The organism is Novosphingobium sp. ERW19, from assembly GCF_012641315.1.
Lineage (GTDB): Bacteria > Pseudomonadota > Alphaproteobacteria > Sphingomonadales > Sphingomonadaceae > Novosphingobium.
This window is the reverse complement of record NZ_JABAIC010000007.1, coordinates 13,883-30,872: the sequence shown is the minus strand read 5'-3', so window position 1 is coordinate 30,872 and position 16,990 is coordinate 13,883. Positions and strand designations below refer to the sequence as shown.

The following is a 16,990-nucleotide window of genomic DNA, read 5'->3' as shown; positions in this document are numbered from 1 at the left end:
ATCAAAATCACCCGCTTCTTTCAATTGGACCTATTGCACGCAGCCATGCAAGGATTTTGTCAAAGTCCGGGCCGAAGTTCGGGACATCTCCCCGCGTGGCAGATGCGTGGAGGCTTGGCGCCATGCCGGCGCCGCTGTCCCACATGTCGCATCAGGCAAGGGAGGTAACCCGGCTCGCCAGCGATGCCGTTGCTTGCAGCCTCGTGCGCGAGGGTGGTGTGGCCTGCGGGAGCGAACCGGACGGACAGTGAAGTTTACAGCAAACAGGAGTACTTGAAGTGCGCGTTATATCTCTGGTTCTTGCAGCCGCCACTGCCCTGTCTCTTCCTGCAGCCGCATCGGCCCAAGCAGCCGCGACGGCGCCGGCAACGCCAAATCTGACGGTGGGCGCGATGATCTACGATCCGCAAGGTGGCGAAGTCGGCAAGATCGACAGCATGAGCGGCGATGCCATCGTTGTCGACACCGGAGCCCACAAGGCGACGCTGCCGAAGTCTGCCTTCGGGGTCGGTGCGAAGGGTCCGACGGTAACCATCACCAAGGCACAGATCGACGAACAGGTTGCAGCGGCAGCACAGAAGGCGGCTGCTGCGCTTGAGGCTGCGCTGGTGGTCGGTGCCGAAGTCAAGGGCAAGGCCGGTACTCCCGTAGGAACGATCAAGGAAGTAACCGCCGAAAAGGTGGTCATCGATCGCGAAGCCGGACCGGTGGCGCTCAACCGGAACGCGGTTGGCCTTGGTGCCCAAGGGCTGTTCATCACGCTGACTGCCGAGGAACTCGACGCCGCCGCCAAGCCTGCTGCGGCTGCTGGCTGATCGCAGGAACCAAATCTGCTGTGCCCGGGTTCGGAAGAGGCCGGGCGCAGCACCTTGCAGCCGGGACATTTCAGGAGACGCACAATCAATCTTACGGCACTGCCTTTATTGCCTCCGGCCGCCCTGGCTTTTCAGAACAGCACGCTTTTCCTGGACCTCGACGGAACGCTGTTCGAACTTGATGACTGTCCCGATGCTGTTTGCGCCGATGCGCAGACCCGGGTTCTGCTCGACGCGCTGCTCGACCGGCTGGACGGAAGGCTTGGCGTGGTCAGTGGGCGTTCTCTGGCCCAGATTGACGACATGCTGGGTGCAGTCAGCCGGGAGATCTGGATTTCAGGCAGTCACGGTGGCGAGCATCGCTGGGGGGGTGTGACGACAAGTCCGCCCAGGCCCAGCGAACTTGATGATGTGGCCGCGCGGTTCTGGGCGTTCGCAGAGGAACACCCCGGCGTTCTGGTCGAGGAAAAGAGCCTTGGCGTTGCCCTGCATTACCGGATGATGCCGCAGGCCGAGGCGGACGCTGTCGCCTTAGCACACGAACTGGCCGAAGATCACGGCCTGTTTCTTCAGCAAGGCAAGATGATGGCGGAATTGCGCGATGCAGGGTCGGACAAGGGTAGTGCCATCCGGGCGATGATGGCGCATCCTGACCTCGCCGGCACGACGCCGGTTTTTGCAGGCGACGACCTGACCGACGAGCCGGGCTTTGCCGCGGTTCGCGACCTTGGCGGGCAGGCCATTCTTGTCGGCGAGCCGCGCCCTACCGCGGCGCGTTATGGCCTGCGCTCTCCGGGCGAGCTGCGCGACTGGCTGTGGGAGGCGCTGGCATGACCGCGTCGCTCGATCTCTGGCCGATCGGCAATTGCCAGGTTTCCGCGCTGATCGACACCTCCGGGAATGTCGTCTGGGGATGCATTCCGCGCGTCGATGGCGATCCGTTCTTTTCGGCCCTGGTGGGTGGAGACGAGCCGGAAACGGGCCTTTGGGCGATCGATCTTGAAGACCGCGTGGAGACCACCCAGCGTTATCTGCGCAATACGCCGGTGCTCGTCACGCGGCATCGCGATGCCAATGGCGGCGAGATCGAGATCATCGACTTCTGCCCCTATTTCCGGCGCAATGGCCGCACTTATCGTCCTGTTGCCTATGCGCGGATCGTGCGTCCGGTTGCCGGCAGCCCGCGCATCCGCATGCGCTTGCGGCCGACCTGCGGCTGGGGCCACGCTTGCGCTGTGACCATCGGCGGATCCAACCACATCCGCTTCCTGTCGCAAGTCATGACGATGCGGCTGACCACGTCCGCGCCGGTCGGGCTTGTGGCAGAGGAACGGGCCTTCCGGGTCGAGCAGGCGCAGTACTTCTTCCTTGGCCCGGACGAGAGCTTTTCTGGCAACCTTGCCGAAACGCTGGAACAGATGCTGGATGCGACCGTGGCCGAGTGGCGCCACTGGGTGCGGGGCCTGGCGACGCCGGTCGAATGGCAGGACGTGGTGATCCGTTCGGCGATCACGCTCAAGCTGTGCCAGCATGAGGAAACCGGCGCCATCGTCGCCGCGCTGACGACTTCGATCCCCGAACATGCCGGGTCGCAGCGCAACTGGGACTATCGCTATTGCTGGATCCGCGATGCCTATTACACGGTGCAGGCGCTCAACCGGCTGGGCGCGCTGGACGTGCTCGAAGGCTATCTCGCCTACTTGCGCAACATCGTCGACAATGCCCGCGGCGGCCATATCCAGCCGCTGTACGGGGTGCTGGGCGAAGCAACGCTGGACGAAGGCGTGGCCGAGAAGCTTCCCGGCTATCGCGGCATGGGCCCGGTGCGGGTGGGCAACGCTGCCTATTCGCAGGTCCAGCACGATGCCTATGGCCAGATCGTCCTGTCCAACACGCAGGCGTTCCTTGACCAGCGCCTGTTGCGCATGTCGGGCCGCGCCGATTTCGAGGCGCTGGAGAAAGTGGGCGAGCGGGCATGGGAGCTGTTCGACAAGCCCGACGCAGGGCTGTGGGAACTGCGCACCCGGCAGTCGGTCCACACCTATTCGGCGGCGATGTGCTGGGCGGCCTGCGACCGGTTGGGCAACGCGGCGCAGGCCATCGGCCTTGATGACCGGGCGGCCTTCTGGGGGGAGCGCGCGGCCACGATCCGCGAGAGGATAGAGCGCGCCGCATGGCGGCCCGAGACCGAGCGGATGTCGGCCACCTTTTCGGGCGACGATCTGGATGCCAGCGTGATCCAGCTGCTCGACCTGCGTTTCCTGGCGCCGGACGACCCGCGCTTCGTCTCCACCCTGTCGGCGATCGAACAGGGCTTGCGGCGGGGGTCGCACATGCTGCGCTATGCCACCGAGGACGATTTCGGACTGCCGGAAACGGCCTTCAACGTCTGCACGTTCTGGCTGATCGAGGCCCTGCACCTGACCGGGCGCGGTGCCGAGGCGCGGGCGCTTTACGAAGAGATGCTCGGGCGCCGCACGCAATCGGGCCTGCTTTCCGAAGATATCGATCCGGCAAGCGGTGAACTGTGGGGCAACTACCCCCAAACCTACTCTCTGGTCGGGCTGATCAACTGCGCCGTCCTGCTGAGCAAACCCTGGAACAGCGTACGATGAGCAGGCTGATAGTCATTTCGAACCGGGTGAGTGCCGGTGGCGGTGCACAGGGCGGGCTGGCCGTCGCGCTCTCGGCGGCCTTGCGCGAACATGGCGGCATCTGGTTCGGCTGGTCGGGCAAGGAGACGAGCGAGTTTACCGGTCATATCAACCTTGAGCGGGTCGACGGCGTCACCACGGCGACGGTGGATCTGGAAGAGCAGGACATCGAGGAATACTACGACGGCTACGCCAACCGTACGCTCTGGCCGCTGTTTCACTACCGCATCGATCTGGCCGAGTATGAACGCAGCTTCGCCGATGGCTACCGGCGCGCCAACGAGCGCTTTGCCGAGACCGCGCTGCCGCTGATCGAGCCGGATGATCTGGTGTGGGTGCAGGATTACCACATGTTCCCGCTCGGCAAGGAACTGCGGGATCGCGGCGTTGAAAACCGCATCGGCTTTTTCCTGCACATCCCCTGGCCACCGCGCCGTCTGCTGGCGACCTTGCCCGAGGCACGCGCGCTGACCGAAAGCCTGCTCGCCTACGACCTGATCGGCTTTCACACCGATGAATGGCTGCAGTCCTTCGGCGATTATGTGTCGCACGAGATGGGCGGCACGATCGACGAGGATGGCTGGCTGACGGTGGGCGAGCGGCGCCTGCGGCTGATCGCGTGCCCGGTCGGCATCGACGCCAAGGAATTCGCCGCCCTTGCCGCGAGCGAGAAGGCAAGGGAAACCTACGAGCGGGTCCGCATCAGTGCGGTCGGCCGCACGCTGATCGTCGGGGTGGACCGGCTGGACTATTCCAAGGGCCTCGAGGAGCGCTTCCTCGGCTATGAGCGGTTCCTGACCGAGCACCCTGAGGAACGCAAGGGAGTGACTCTCCTGCAGATCGCGCCGCCCTCGCGCGGGACGGTCGACAGTTACCAGCGCATCCGCAGCACGCTGGAAGGGCTGGCCGGGCGCATCAACGGGGCGCATGCCGGGCTGGACTGGGTGCCGATCCGTTATGTCAACCAGGGCTATACGCGCGACATGCTGGCCGGGGTCTATCGCGCCAGCAAGGTGGGCCTGGTCACCCCGTTGCGCGATGGCATGAATCTGGTCGCCAAGGAGTATATCGCCGCGCAGGACCCAGATGATCCCGGCGTGCTGATCCTGTCACGCTTTGCCGGTGCGGCAGAGCAGATGCCCGAGGCGCTGCTGGTCAATCCGCATAGCGCGGAAGAGATATCGGACGCGCTGGGCCGCGCCATCACGATGCCGCGCGAGGAAAGGATACGGCGCTGGCAGACGCTGATGAACGGCGTTGAAGCGCAGGACGTGATGTGGTGGTCGAAGCGATTCACCGACGCGCTGGCACGGGCCTGTCATCAGGAACCTTGTTCATAAGGCAAATGCGATACGCGGCATGCCGGCCTGCGCCACAATCCGCCATCGGTGTTCGCATGTTTCAGCGTGTGCGCGGGAGCTTGTTCCTCGCAGGTGCGTATAGCCTTGAGGCTCATCACTGCCGCGGTCCGTTGCAGGCGACAGCCTCCGGTTTTTGACCAAGGAAGACTTTTGCATGCCTGCGCGACCGACACCTGCAGCGGAAGCCGCCGCCATCACCGTCCCTGAAGCTGCGGGCGGTTGGGGATCATTGCAGGGTATCGCTGCGACCGAACTTTCGCAGGCGGCAGGTCCGGGGGCTATCGAAACGCTTGCCCATCTCAACAAGCCGGACGGTACGGCTTGCACATCGTGTGCGTGGATCAAGCCGCCAACGCCTGCCGCGTTCGAATTTTGCGAAAACGGGGCAAAGGCGACGCTGTGGGACCTGACCAGCGCGCGGGCTGAGCCGGAATTCTTCGAACGGCACACGGTTGCCTCGCTGCGCCAATGGAGCGCCCACGATCTCGAGAAGGAAGGCCGGCTTACCGAGCCGCTGCGTTACGACGCATCCACCGACCGTTACTTGCGCACGACCTGGGACGAGGCCTTTGCCGCCATTGGCAGCACGTTGAAGCAGACGCCACCCGAAGCCATGACCTTCTATGCCAGCGGCAAGGCCGCACTGGAGCCAAGCTATCTTTACGCGGCGTTCGCCCGGATGCTGGGGCACAACAACCTGCCTGACAGCTCCAACATGTGCCATGAAACGACGTCGGTCGGTTTAAAGAAGGTGATCGGGTCACCGGTGGGGACATGCCAGATCGAGGATTTCGATCGGTGCGACGCGATCTTCTACCTCGGCCAGAACCCCGGCACCAATTCGCCGCGCATCCTTCATCCCTTGCAGGAGGCGGTGAAGCGGGGTTGCCGGATCGTGACGTTCAACCCGCTGAAGGAGGCGGGGCTGGTGGAGTTCATCAACCCGCAAAGCCCGCTGGAGATGTTGACCGGCAAGGCGACGCGGCTGAGCCATCTGTACCTGCAGGTGCGTCCGGGCGGCGATATTGCCGCGCTGATGGGCGTGTGCAAGCACGTGCTGGCAAGAGCGGAGCACGAGCCGGGCCTGCTCGACAGCGGATTTCTGGCGGAACACACCGATGGTTTCAACTCCTTCCGCGAAAAGGTGGCCCGGACGGATTGGCCTGAACTGGAGCAGGCGAGCGGTGTGACCCGTGCCGAGATGGAGGCAGCTGGCGATGTCTATGCCGAGGCCAAGGCGGTGATCGGCATCTATGGCATGGGCCTGACGCAGCAGGTGCGTGGCAGCGAGGCCATCGGGATGCTGGTGAATCTGCTGTTGCTGCGCGGCAACATCGGCCGTCCCGGGGCGGGGTGTTCGCCGATCAGGGGGCACTCCAACGTGCAAGGCCAGCGCACCGTGGGCATCACCGAAAAGGTGGCGCTGGCCCCGGTCGGGAAATACCGCGAGGTGCTCGGGCTGGAGACGCCGCAGCAGGACGGGCACAACACGCACGCATTTCTGGAAGCGCTGCTGGCCGGGCGCAACCGCGTCTATCTGGGACTTGGCGGGAATCTCGCCATGGCCGTGCCGGACCAGGAGGCAGTGCATGAGGCGTGGACGCAGATGGACATGACGGTCCACATCGCCACGCGGCTCAATCACACGCATCTGTTGCCGGGCAAGGACAGCTGGATACTGCCCTGCCTTGTCCGGTCGGAAGAGGATATTCAGGACAGCGGCAATCAGTTTGTCAGCGTGGAGGACAGCTTCAGCCACATCTACAGCTCGAAAGGCAGGCGCAAGCCGGCCAGCGAGCACCTGATGAGCGAGACGGCGATCATCTGCGAGCTGGCCAAGGCGAGCCTGCCATTCCATCCCCGGTGGCTGTGGGACGAATGGCGCGCCGATTATGCCCGCATCCGGGAGCTGATCGCCCGGACCTATCCCGATCAGTTCCACGACATGGAAGCACGGATGCACGCGCCCGGAGGTTTCTACCGCGGCAACGACGCGCGCGAACGCATCTGGCATACCGCGAGCGGCAAGGCGGAATTTACCGACCCGACGGCGTTGAACGCAGGCCCTGCAGGCGATGGCCTGCGACTGATTACGCTGCGTTCGAACGATCAGTTCAACACGACCATCTATGGCCATTCCGATCGCTTGCGCGGGCTTGAGGGTGAGCGAACGGTGGTGCTGGTCTCGCAGGGCGAGATGGCGCGCCAAGGCCTGGTCGAAGGTCAGCGGGTTACGCTGGTCACGGCGATGGAGGAAGAGCGGCGACGGGCCGTGGCCGGACTGAAAGTGGTGGCATATGACCTGCCGGACGGATGCGTGGCAGGGTATTTCCCGGAACTCAATCCGCTGGTGCCGCTGTCCCTGCGTGACCGGCTTTCAGACACGCCGGCCAGCAAGGGCATACCGGTCAGGTTCGAGACCTGACCGGAGTATCGCTTATTTCGCTACTTCGGCATTCGTGGCGAACGGACAACCGTTGACCCGGACGCGGAAGTCCGAGGAATGCTTGTAGGCGCGGCGGCGGGCGCGGTTGATCCCGCCGAGCGGCTGGTGCGCCACCAGCGCATTCCATGGCGAGAAGTGCATGGCTTCGTCGATGCGCTGCACTTTTTCGGCCGACCAGCTGTCCTGCGGTTCGATGCGCAAGGTTGCCACCTGGACGAATGGCGCATCTTCTTCCTTCCACTCGACGCTGGCGTCTTCGATCGGCTGCTGTTCGATGTCCCGTGCAAGCTGGACCTCGAAGGCCCATTCGCCGGTGAGGCTGGCGGCATCCTCGCGGATCGTTTCGCGCAGGCCATCGGGGCGGCCTGACGTGTCGATGATGGTGCCGGTCAGCGCGGTGAGTGCGGGCGAAAGCGGGCGCAGGCGGAACTTGGCAACGTGGTTGCCATAGCGGAAGGGCACGGTGCTGAAATAGGTTTCGCCCAAGGGGTGAACTTGCGGCGATCCGCCCATACCGGCCAGTGCCTTGGATTCCAGGCCGATCTTTCCGAGTGCCGAATTGATGAAGCCGAGCACGGTCGAAAGGGCGACCTTTGCGCCCTCGGCACGGTCTGTCGTGGCGGCAAGGAGCTTCAGCTTGCCGGCGAACTTGTCCGGGGTGGGCACAGCGAAGACGGGCACATTGACCATCAGGAAGTCCTGGCCTTGGCCTTCTGCGCCGGGCAGCCGGTCGCCCGGAACATGCTCGACCTTCAGCGCAAGACCACGCGGAAGGACGACGTTGTCGTCAAGAATGTCGCCGGGATTGGTCGAGATGCGCAACGCGGCGGGATAGGTGCCGGGATTGGCGAACAGGCCCTGGGCAAGTTCGGGCGGGAGATTGCCATCGATCCTGAACGTGCCTTCGAACAGGCCGTGCGCCTTGGCGTGAACTGCCCGAACCGCGCGGCCATAGTCTTCCGCGGTCGTCTCGAGAATGTGATCGAACGACTTTTCGAGGCTGGCGTCGGTTTCCGCCTCGTCGGGCTGCGGTTGTTCGAGATCGGGATGATAGCGAAGCGGCGGTGAAATCACGGGCATCCTTTCAGGCGAGTGACACAAAAGGGTCGGGCAGATGGGGGATGATCTTGTCGAGCGTGAGCGGGAAGCTGCGCACGCGCGCGCCGCAAGCGTTGTAGACCGCGTTGGCGACGGCACCGGCAGCCCCGCAGATGCCCAGTTCGCCAACGCCCTTGGCTTGAAGCGGGCTGGCGGCGGCATCGCGCTCTTCCAGCAGGATCACTTCGAGCGCAGGGACATCGGCATGGACCGGCACGTGGTATTCGGCGAGATCGTGATTGACGAGATGGCCATCGCGCAGGTCGAAGACGAGTTCTTCGGTCAGCGCACTGCCGATGCCCCAGACCATGCCGCCAAGGCACTGCGAACGCGCGGTCTTGGCATTAAGCACGCGACCGAAGCCGAATGCCCCGGTCATGCGGCGTACCCGCACCTCGCCGGTGAAGGCATGAACGCCAACCTCGGCGAAGAAGGCGCCGTAGCTGGCTTGTGCATAGTCCTTGTAGGTCTTGCCCGGCTTGATCGATCCGATCTCTGCGATGTCCTTGCCGCCGAGAAGATCGGCAAGCGCGCGCTGCGAACCGGCGTGGCTGGCGATGCCATCCTTGATTTCCAGTGCATCGACATCGCAGTCGAGTGCTTTGGCAATCTTTTCGCGGATCGCCTCACAGGCGCGCATGACGGCAGAACCGGTGGAAATCGCGCCGAAGCTGCCGCCGGACCCTGCGCCGGGTGGCAACGCTGAATCGCCCAGGACGACCCGCACCTTGCTGATCGGCAGACCGAGCATTTCGCCGGCGATCTGCCCCATGATGGCATAGGACCCTGTGCCGATGTCGGTCTGGTCGGTTTCGACCAATGCGGTGCCGTCTGCCTTCAGGGTGACGCGGGTTTCGGCGGGAATCATCACATTGACGCGCGCGGCGCTGGCCATGCCCATCCCGATCCACCAATCGCCCTCACGCGTCTGGCAAGGTTGAGGTTTGCGGTGGTCCCAGCCAAAGCTGGCTGCACCCTGCTCCAGCGCTTCCACCAGCATTCTCGACGAATAGGGCGTGCCCTTCACCGGGACCTTGGCAGGAAGATTGCGCTTGCGCAGTTCGATGGGATCGATGCCGACCGCTTCGGCAAGTTCATCCATCGCGGCCTCAAGGACCTGCATCCCCACGGCTTCGCCCGGAGCGCGGACCGAGCCTGCAGTCATGCGGCAGATCCGTGCGACTTCCACCTTGAGCAGACGGTTCTCGCCGCCATAGAGGAATTCGGTCGCCTGCGTGACAGGCTCGGCGAAGTCTTCGTCCGGCAGATTCGAGACATGGGCCTCGTGCCCCAGTCCGACGATCTTGCCTGCAGCGTCTGCCGCCAGGCGCACGCGCTGGCGCGTTTCGGACCGGCGCATGACTGTCTGGAACACCTGCTGGCGCGTCATCACCACGCGGACCGGGCGGCCCAGTTCCCTGGCGGCAATGGCCGCAGCCACGGCTTCATGCGTGATGCCCAGCTTCGAACCGAACCCGCCGCCGACATAGGGCGCGATGATCCGCACCTTCTTCGGCGAGATCGACAGGCAGTCGGCGATCTCTTTCACGTTGAAGGCCAGCATCTGATAGCTGCCGCGCAGGATCAGTTGATCATCCTGCCACTCGGCGATGGTCGCATGCGGTTCCATCGCGGCGCTGGCGTGGCCGGGCGTGTCGTATTCAACGTCAATGCTGAACGCGGCGTCGCGCATCGCCTGGTCCAGATCGCCACCTTCGACGGGTTTGCTGTCAGACGGCGTTTCGACCTTTGCATCCGGGCTTTCGGGATCGAACGGCACCGGATCACCGGCGGGTTCGTATTCCACTTTCAGCGCCAGCGCCGCATCGCGCGCCTGCTCGAAGGTTTCGGCCACGACGAGTGCCACAGGCTGGGCAAAGTAATCGACGGTTTGGACATCCTGCGCCGGTGCCTTGCCCGCGGTCCCTTGCGTGGATCGGCGCACCATCGCTTCATCGGCAAGCACGGCCAGCACGCCGGGCATGGTCATCACCCTGTCCCTGTGGATGGCCTTGACCGTGCCTTGCGGAACGTCTGCCAGCACCAGCACGCCTTCGACGCAGCCTTCGATCTTCCATTCTGCGGAGTACGTGGCCGTGCCGCTGACCTTGAGGGGACCTTCCGGTCGATCGAGCGGCTTGCCGATCACGCCCTGCTTCATGGTGTCGAGCAGGTTGCGCTTGTCCGGCGTGTTGTACATGTCGGCCAAAGTCATGCGCATGGATCAAGCCTTTCCGGTTTGGGTGGCTTCGTTGAGCGTCGCAGCCAGCGCGCGCGCGACGAGCGGAATCTTGAAGTCGTTTGCGCCGAAGCCATGCGCGTCCTTGAGCAGGACTTCGGCAGCCTTGGCATAGAGCGAGGGGCTCGGCTTTTCGCCGATCAGCACTTGCTCGACCGCCAGATCGCGCCACGGCACTGTCCCGAGGCTGCCGAAGGCGAGCGCGCAGCGTGCGATGCGACCCTGATCCATCGTCAGATCCACGGCGACAGAGACCAGCGCGAATGCATAGGACGCGCGGTCGCGCACCTTGCGGTAGATCTGCACGCCGCCGGTGGGCGCGGGGAGGCGCACGGCCGTGATGAGTTCACCTGGCTCCAGCGTGTTGTCGCGCGAGGGGTCGTCACCGGGCATCCGGTGAAATTCCGCGATCGGGATCTCGCGCGCGCCCGATGCGCCTTCGACAAGGACGACAGCGTCAAGCGCCAGCATGGCAACGGCCATGTCACCCGGATATGTGGCGATGCAGGAATCGCTGGTGCCGAGCACGGCGTGAATGCGGTTGAAGCCATTGCGCGCAGCACAGCCCGATCCGGGCTCGCGCTTGTTGCAGGCCTGCGTGGTGTCGTAGAAATAGCCGCAGCGGGTTCGTTGGCAGAGGTTGCCGCCCGTCGTAGCACGGTTGCGCAATTGCGGGCTGGCACCGGCAAGGATTGCCTTGGCCAGAAGCGGCCAGTTTTCCCGCACGCGCATATCAGCCGCGCAATCGGCATTGGTGACAAGGGCGCCCACCCTCAACCCCTCACCTTCTGGGGTTATCTCGCCAAGCTCGGTGCGGCGGATCGAAATGACCCTGTCCGGCGCAGCAATCTGCAGCTTCATCAGATCGACCAGATTGGTACCGCCAGCGATGGCAACTGCGCCGGATTGCAGCGAGTGGACCGCGTCTTCGGCCGATGCCGCGTGGTCGAGAACAAAAGCCTTCATGCCGATGCTCCCTGCGAGCCTGCGTCTTGTTCGATGACGTCCTGAAGTGCTGCAATGATGTTCGAGTAGGCACCGCACCGACACAGATTGCCGCTCATGCGCTCGCGCAGTTCCTCGACGGTCGGGGTCGGGGCTTTGGTCAATTCATCGGTGGCGGCGCTGGCCCAGCCTTCGGCAAGCTCCTGCATCATCGCCTTGGCCGAACAGATCTGTCCGGGGGTGCAGTATCCGCACTGGAACCCGTCGTGCGTCACGAACGCATGCTGCAGGGCCGAGAGGTTGTCTGCCGTGCCGATGGATTCGATCGTTTCGATCTCATCGCCTTCGTGCAACTGGGCCAGCGAGAGGCAGGAGTTCATGCGGCGTCCATCGACCAGAACCGTGCAGGCGCCGCACTGGCCATGATCGCAACCCTTCTTGGTGCCGGTCAGCCCAAGATCCTCGCGCAACCATTCAAGGAGGGTCCGTCGGGAATCCAACGGGAGTTGGTTGGGAACACCGTTTACGATGGCCACGCCGATGCTGGAACCCATGTGTGCTGACCGCCTTGTTGCTGGAATTGCGACTTGGGAACGCACCGGCTGGCGCATTGATCCGACCATGCATGGCTTTATCGGTCCGAAGGGCAGGGCATCTGCCGCTTGTCACTGTAAATGAACAAGAATTCACATGCCGATTTCAGAACTTGTAGGCTGCCTCAAGACCTATCATGCGGGTTGGCAGCGCCTTGCCGGTCTGGCGCAGGAATTGTCCGGCGCTGAATACGGCCAGAGAAGCGGAAAAGGACAACTCCGGGCTTGCCTGCCAATCGAGGCCAAGTTCGAACAGGTTGCCGATGTGTCTTGCCCGAGACTTCCCGGCTGGCCGGATGATCTGGCCCGGCACGTCATAGACGCCATCATGCCGTGAAGCGCGCCAGAACGCGCCTGCCGAAAGCTCCATCGTGACCTTCCTGCCAAGGTCGAGATCGAGGCTTGGCTGGACGTTCAGGATGTTGCGGGGACCGATCGGGGTCAGTTCTCCGAAGTAACGACCCTTGGGGAAAAGTGCGTTGAAGGTGCCCAGCGTGCGGTCATCGGGCGAGCGATCACCGCTGGCATAATTGGCGCGCAGGCGGATCCGCGGACGGAAGCGGGCTTCCGGAAAACTGATCGCGGTTTCCGTGGCCTGGGACCATGCCCGGATGCGCTGCCCTGCAAAGTCACCGCGCTGGATCATCGTTTCCCAGTTCCACGCGATCCTGCCGCGATGGCCAAACAGCCGCAGCCCGAACGTATCGCGACGCTCCCTGCCGATCACGTCGCCAAAGCGGGCTGCCTGATTGCGGTATCCGATCCAGTAGGCATCGACAGCCATGCCGCTGCCCGCAACCACAGTCGCATAGACCGCACGCAAGCGCCGCCGATCCGTTGCGCGGTCGTCGAAATTGCCCGGCCTGATCTCCACGGCGCGCAAGTCCATCAGATCGACCCGCAGTCCGCCGAACTCGGCAATGGCGCGAACGCCATCGAACGGCTGCGGGATATTCGGGCCATAGCGCGTGCCGACAAGCCGCTCCGAACCGAGCGCGACGAGCTCGCGTCCTGCGCGCAAGGTCACGTTCCGGCCTTCGGGCAGCGGCACGCGCAAATCGGCAAACCCTTGCGCAAGATCGACACCGGTCTGATCGGCAGGGCCGCTGCCGCCGTCGACGCCGCGGGCATAGCCGATGATCGGCTGGACAAAGACCCGTGCGGGTCCTGCATGCACGTCCACCAATGGCAGGGCGCGCAACCACAGGTATCCGTCATCGGGCGCATCGCCCCAGAGCGGGTTGGCATAGCCTTCATGCCGCGCGCGGGCCTCGAGCCCCAGCGTCACTCGCACTGCGCCTGCACTGTCCAGACGCAGATTCTTCAGCCGATCCATGCCACCATCAGCCGCGTCGAACCCCGCCCAATCCTCGTCATAGCGAAGGTTGGTCCGTTCCGGCGCTTCCTCGGCCTGCGCGCGTGCTGCCAGTGCGGACAACACGATGCCGAGCGCAAGGCGTCCGATCACTGCCGGTGCAATTCGGCCATTTGCGGATGCCGCACGAACACACAGGTCCCCACCAGCACCACGCCGCCGGTGATCAACAAGGTAGGCCCAAGGCCCAGCCAGCGGAATACCAGCGTTCCGGCCAGCGCGCCTGCAAAGATCGCCGCTACGGCTCCCACCCTTGCTGCAAGGTTGGGGCCCGTGCCTGCTGCCAGACGTGAATCCGATGCAATACCGGTAATCGTCAGGGTCAGCACGGTCGTCGTCAGATCGGGCACTTTGAGTTGGCGCACCACCGCATTGCGGAATCCCATCGCACCTGCGGCAAGACCTACGACAGCCAGTGCCTGCCATAACGCAGCCACGGCCGGTGAGCTGCGGAGCACAAGCGATCCGGCAAGGAACAGCAACGCGCTTTCGATCGCGGCTGCCCGGACCAGCATGTGGCTCAACCGTTCGGCCTTGTTGCTGCGCCACATTCGTCCGGCGAGGACCGCCCCGAGCATGAACGCGCCAAGCGCGACGACATAGTGCCAGGCATGGAATCCCTCCGCCCCCGCTGTGGCAAAGGCGAGGAACACCACGTTGCCGGTCATGTTCGCGGTGAACACCTTGTCCATGCCCAGAATGCTCGCCGCGTCGACCATCCCGGTAGTGGCGGACAGAACCAGCAGCAACCGGAACAGCGGCGTGGGAGTCTTGAGGGGTACGCTTTCGTTCATGTCTTCTCCTTGGCGCACCCACTGAAGTCCTGACGCGGCTCAGGGACGACCCTGTCGTCGCGCATGCTCGGCGACGAGCGCGGCCAGGATGAAGCCGCCCACCAGCCCGACATGTTCGAAAAAGGCATTGGTCGCGAAGAAGCGCTCCTGCCCCTCCATCGTCCAGAAGGCATTGGCGACGAAAGCGGCCAGCAATGTGAACACGCCGAGCATTCCTGCGCCCAGCCAGACGAAGCGCCCCAGCAGGATCAGCAGCGGCCCGATGATTTCCACCGCAATGGTGAGTGCTGCCCAGACCGCAGGCGGGGCCATCCCGAAGTGGGCCTGTTCCGCCACGGCCCCCGGCCAGTCGGTCAGCTTGGCCAGGCCACCCACAAGGTAAGCCCCCACCAGCAGCAGCCGCGCCAGGAACCATGTCGGCGGCCAATCGAGGATCGTGTGGATCAAGCGGGGTTCGGGATCGCGCATCGTCAGACCGCCCAGCAGCCACAGCCGAGCGCGCCCCAGAAGCTCTGCACGTCTGCGGTCGGCACGCTTGCGCCAAGGGCAGAGGCATGGTCGTGCCCGTGGACGCCGCAAGCCGATGCACAGCCGCATGCGCTGGCCAGCTTCGCTGCCGCTTCGGGTTCCCGGTAGTAGCCACCGAAGGTCCTGACCGGCGACCAGTCAGGCATTGGCGCGGGCAGGGCAGGGGCCAGCGAGCCGAAGTCTTCTTCGCCATGGACCACCTTGCCGCCCAGCAGCGTCAGCACGGCACGGATATGCGCAATGTCGCGTTCGGGCACTGCGAAGTAGTCCGCCGAAAGCAGCGCGCAGTCCGCAAGCTGGCCCGGCTTGATCTGGCCCTTTTTCCCGACTTCGCTGGAAAACCAGGTGTTCTCGTGCGTCCACATCGCCAGCGCCTTTTCGCGGCTCACGCGGTTTGCGCCGGGATAGAGGGCGAGGCCGCCCACGGTGCGTCCGGTGACCAGCCATGACAGCGAAACCCACGGGTTGTAGCTGGCAACGCGCGTCGCATCCGTGCCTGCGCCGACCGGAATGCCGGCTGCGATCATTCGCGCGATCGGCGGGGTGCGTTCAGCAGCGCGGGCGCCGTAGCGCTCGACGAAGTATTCGCCCTGATAGGCCATGCGGTGCTGCACGGCGATGCCGCCGCCCAGCGCGGCGATACGGTCGATGTTGCGCTCGCTGATCGTCTCGGCATGATCGAAGAACCAGTTGATGCCGCTGAGCGGCACGTCGCGGTTGACCTTCTCGTAGACGTCGAGCGCCCGACCGATGGTTTCGTCATAGGTCGCGTGCAGGCGCCAGGGCCAGCGGTTCTCGGCCAGCAGGCGGATGACGGGTTCGAGATCGCCTTCCATCGAGGGTGGCATGTCGGGCCGGGCAACGCGGAAGTCCTCGAAGTCGGCGGCGGAATAGACCAGCATCTCGCCGGCGCCGTTGTGGCGATAGGTGTCGTCCCCCTGACCCGGGGTGACCTGCTTTACCCACCCGGCGAAATCCGCCAGTTCCTCCTTCGGCTTCTGGGTGAACAGGTTGTAGCTGATGCGCACGGTCAACTGCCCGTCATCGTGCAGCTTTTCGATCACGTGGTAATCGTCAGGGTAGTTCTGGAACCCGCCGCCCGCATCGATCACGCTGGTCACGCCCAGCGAATTCACCTCGCGCATGAAGTGGCGGGTGGAATTGATCTGGTAGTCCTCGGGCAGCTTCGGCCCCTTGGCCAGCGTGGAATAGAGGATGGTGGCGTTGGGCTGTGCGAGCAGTAGCCCAGTAGGGTTGCCAGCTGCGTCGCGGACAATCTCCCCGCCCGGAGGATTGGGCGTGTCCTTGCCATAACCCACCACGCGCAGCGCTGCGGCATTGAGCAAGGCGCGGTCGTAAAGGTGAAGGATGAACACCGGCGTATCGGGCGCCACTGCGTTCAGTTCGGCCAGCGTCGGCAGGCGCTTCTCGGCGAACTGGTGCTCGGTAAAACCGCCAACGACGCGCACCCACTGCGGCGCGGGCGTGCGATCAACCTGTGCCTTGAGCATCGCCATGGCATCGGCGAGCGTCGGCACGCCGTCCCAGCGCAGTTCCATGTTGAAGTTCAGCCCGCCCCGGATGATGTGCATATGGCTGTCGATAAGTCCGGGGATCATGCGGCGGCCTCGGGCGTCGATGACCGTTGCGTCGGGCGCAGCCGCCCGCACTTCCTGCTCGGAGCCAACCGCCAGAAAGCGCCCGTCGCGGATCGCCACGGCTTCGGCGCGGGGGTTCTCGCGGTCGAGCGTGGTGACGAGGGCGTTCACGATCATAACGTCGTCACGCATGGGCTGGGGCTTTCTGTCTTTGGCGCGGGCAAGGCCGGGAATCAGGGACAAGGCTGAGGCACCAAGTGCCCCGGCCAGGGTCTCGCGGCGACTGGCGCTCATGGCTGGTCATCCGGCGCAGGCGGCAGGCCGGTCACCCGTTCCGCGCAACTGGTCTTCCAGAACAAGGCGACCTCCTGCCCATGGATCACCCGTTTCGCCAGCGGCATGGCCTGTTCGCCCAGCAGCATGCCGAGCAGTCCCAGCAGCGCGATCGCGGGAGGGGCGGGCGATCGCGTGCCGAGCAGGCTGTAGAGGGCACCGACCAGCAGTCCGATGCCAAGGGCGGCGAGATAGGGCTTCATGAGCAGGA

At 64.4% G+C, this 16,990-nt stretch carries 14 protein-coding genes; 5 read left to right on the top strand and 9 right to left on the bottom strand.

Annotated elements, in window-relative coordinates; all coding sequences use genetic code 11:
• Positions 1-278: 278 nt before the first annotated feature.
• The 5 genes from HGI46_RS14180 to HGI46_RS14160 all read left to right on the top strand — a co-directional run bounded on the left by HGI46_RS14180 (position 279) and on the right by HGI46_RS14160 (position 7,255).
• Positions 279-815 (top strand): hypothetical protein, encoded by a 537-nt coding sequence (locus HGI46_RS14180; protein WP_162896250.1) that lies wholly within the window; start codon positions 279-281, stop codon positions 813-815.
• A gap of 108 nt (positions 816-923) precedes the next feature.
• Entirely contained in the window at positions 924-1,649 is a 726-nt protein-coding gene (gene otsB / locus HGI46_RS14175) for a trehalose-phosphatase (protein WP_240946781.1), read from the top strand.
• Complete coding sequence (locus HGI46_RS14170; RefSeq protein WP_168904758.1) at positions 1,646-3,430, top strand: glycoside hydrolase family 15 protein; 1,785 nt, start codon at positions 1,646-1,648, stop codon at positions 3,428-3,430. Before otsB ends, HGI46_RS14170 begins: the two co-directional genes overlap by 4 nt.
• Positions 3,427-4,809, top strand: a complete 1,383-nt coding sequence (locus HGI46_RS14165; protein WP_168904757.1) for a trehalose-6-phosphate synthase — start codon at positions 3,427-3,429, stop codon at positions 4,807-4,809. Before HGI46_RS14170 ends, HGI46_RS14165 begins: the two co-directional genes overlap by 4 nt.
• 175 nt (positions 4,810-4,984) lie before the next feature.
• Positions 4,985-7,255, top strand: coding sequence for an FdhF/YdeP family oxidoreductase (locus tag HGI46_RS14160; RefSeq protein ID WP_168904756.1), 2,271 nt, complete (start codon positions 4,985-4,987; stop codon positions 7,253-7,255).
• Positions 7,256-7,267: 12 nt separating this feature from the next.
• Here the strand turns inward: HGI46_RS14160 and HGI46_RS14155 are convergent, their stop codons facing one another.
• The 9 genes from HGI46_RS14155 to HGI46_RS14115 all read right to left on the bottom strand — a co-directional run bounded on the left by HGI46_RS14155 (position 7,268) and on the right by HGI46_RS14115 (position 16,982).
• Positions 7,268-8,356, bottom strand: coding sequence for a catalase family protein (locus HGI46_RS14155; protein WP_168904755.1), 1,089 nt, complete (start codon positions 8,354-8,356; stop codon positions 7,268-7,270).
• A 4-nt stretch (positions 8,357-8,360) separates the two neighbouring features.
• Positions 8,361-10,595 carry a xanthine dehydrogenase family protein molybdopterin-binding subunit gene (locus HGI46_RS14150; protein ID WP_168904754.1) on the bottom strand — a complete coding sequence of 745 codons (2,235 nt, stop codon included), beginning with the start codon at positions 10,593-10,595 and terminating at the stop codon, positions 8,361-8,363.
• Between the two features lie 3 nt (positions 10,596-10,598).
• Positions 10,599-11,579: a xanthine dehydrogenase family protein subunit M gene (locus HGI46_RS14145; protein WP_168904753.1), complete on the bottom strand. Its 981-nt coding sequence runs from the start codon at positions 11,577-11,579 to the stop codon at positions 10,599-10,601.
• Entirely contained in the window at positions 11,576-12,112 is a 537-nt protein-coding gene (locus HGI46_RS14140) for a 2Fe-2S iron-sulfur cluster-binding protein (protein ID WP_240946780.1), read from the bottom strand. Before HGI46_RS14140 ends, HGI46_RS14145 begins: the two co-directional genes overlap by 4 nt.
• A gap of 145 nt (positions 12,113-12,257) precedes the next feature.
• Positions 12,258-13,619 (bottom strand): alginate export family protein, encoded by a 1,362-nt coding sequence (locus HGI46_RS14135; RefSeq protein WP_346766737.1) that lies wholly within the window; start codon positions 13,617-13,619, stop codon positions 12,258-12,260.
• Positions 13,616-14,320 carry a YoaK family protein gene (locus tag HGI46_RS14130; RefSeq protein ID WP_168904751.1) on the bottom strand — a complete coding sequence of 235 codons (705 nt, stop codon included), beginning with the start codon at positions 14,318-14,320 and terminating at the stop codon, positions 13,616-13,618. Before HGI46_RS14130 ends, HGI46_RS14135 begins: the two co-directional genes overlap by 4 nt.
• Positions 14,321-14,359: 39 nt before the next feature.
• The gene (locus tag HGI46_RS14125) at positions 14,360-14,788 is read right to left on the bottom strand and encodes a DoxX family protein (protein ID WP_168904750.1); all 429 of its coding nucleotides are present in this window, start codon (positions 14,786-14,788) and stop codon (positions 14,360-14,362) included.
• A 2-nt stretch (positions 14,789-14,790) separates the two neighbouring features.
• Positions 14,791-16,638 carry an amidohydrolase gene (locus HGI46_RS14120; RefSeq protein ID WP_240946779.1) on the bottom strand — a complete coding sequence of 616 codons (1,848 nt, stop codon included), beginning with the start codon at positions 16,636-16,638 and terminating at the stop codon, positions 14,791-14,793.
• 98 nt (positions 16,639-16,736) lie between these two features.
• The gene (locus tag HGI46_RS14115; protein ID WP_168904748.1) at positions 16,737-16,982 is read right to left on the bottom strand and encodes a DUF1427 family protein; all 246 of its coding nucleotides are present in this window, start codon (positions 16,980-16,982) and stop codon (positions 16,737-16,739) included.
• Positions 16,983-16,990: the final 8 nt, after the last annotated feature.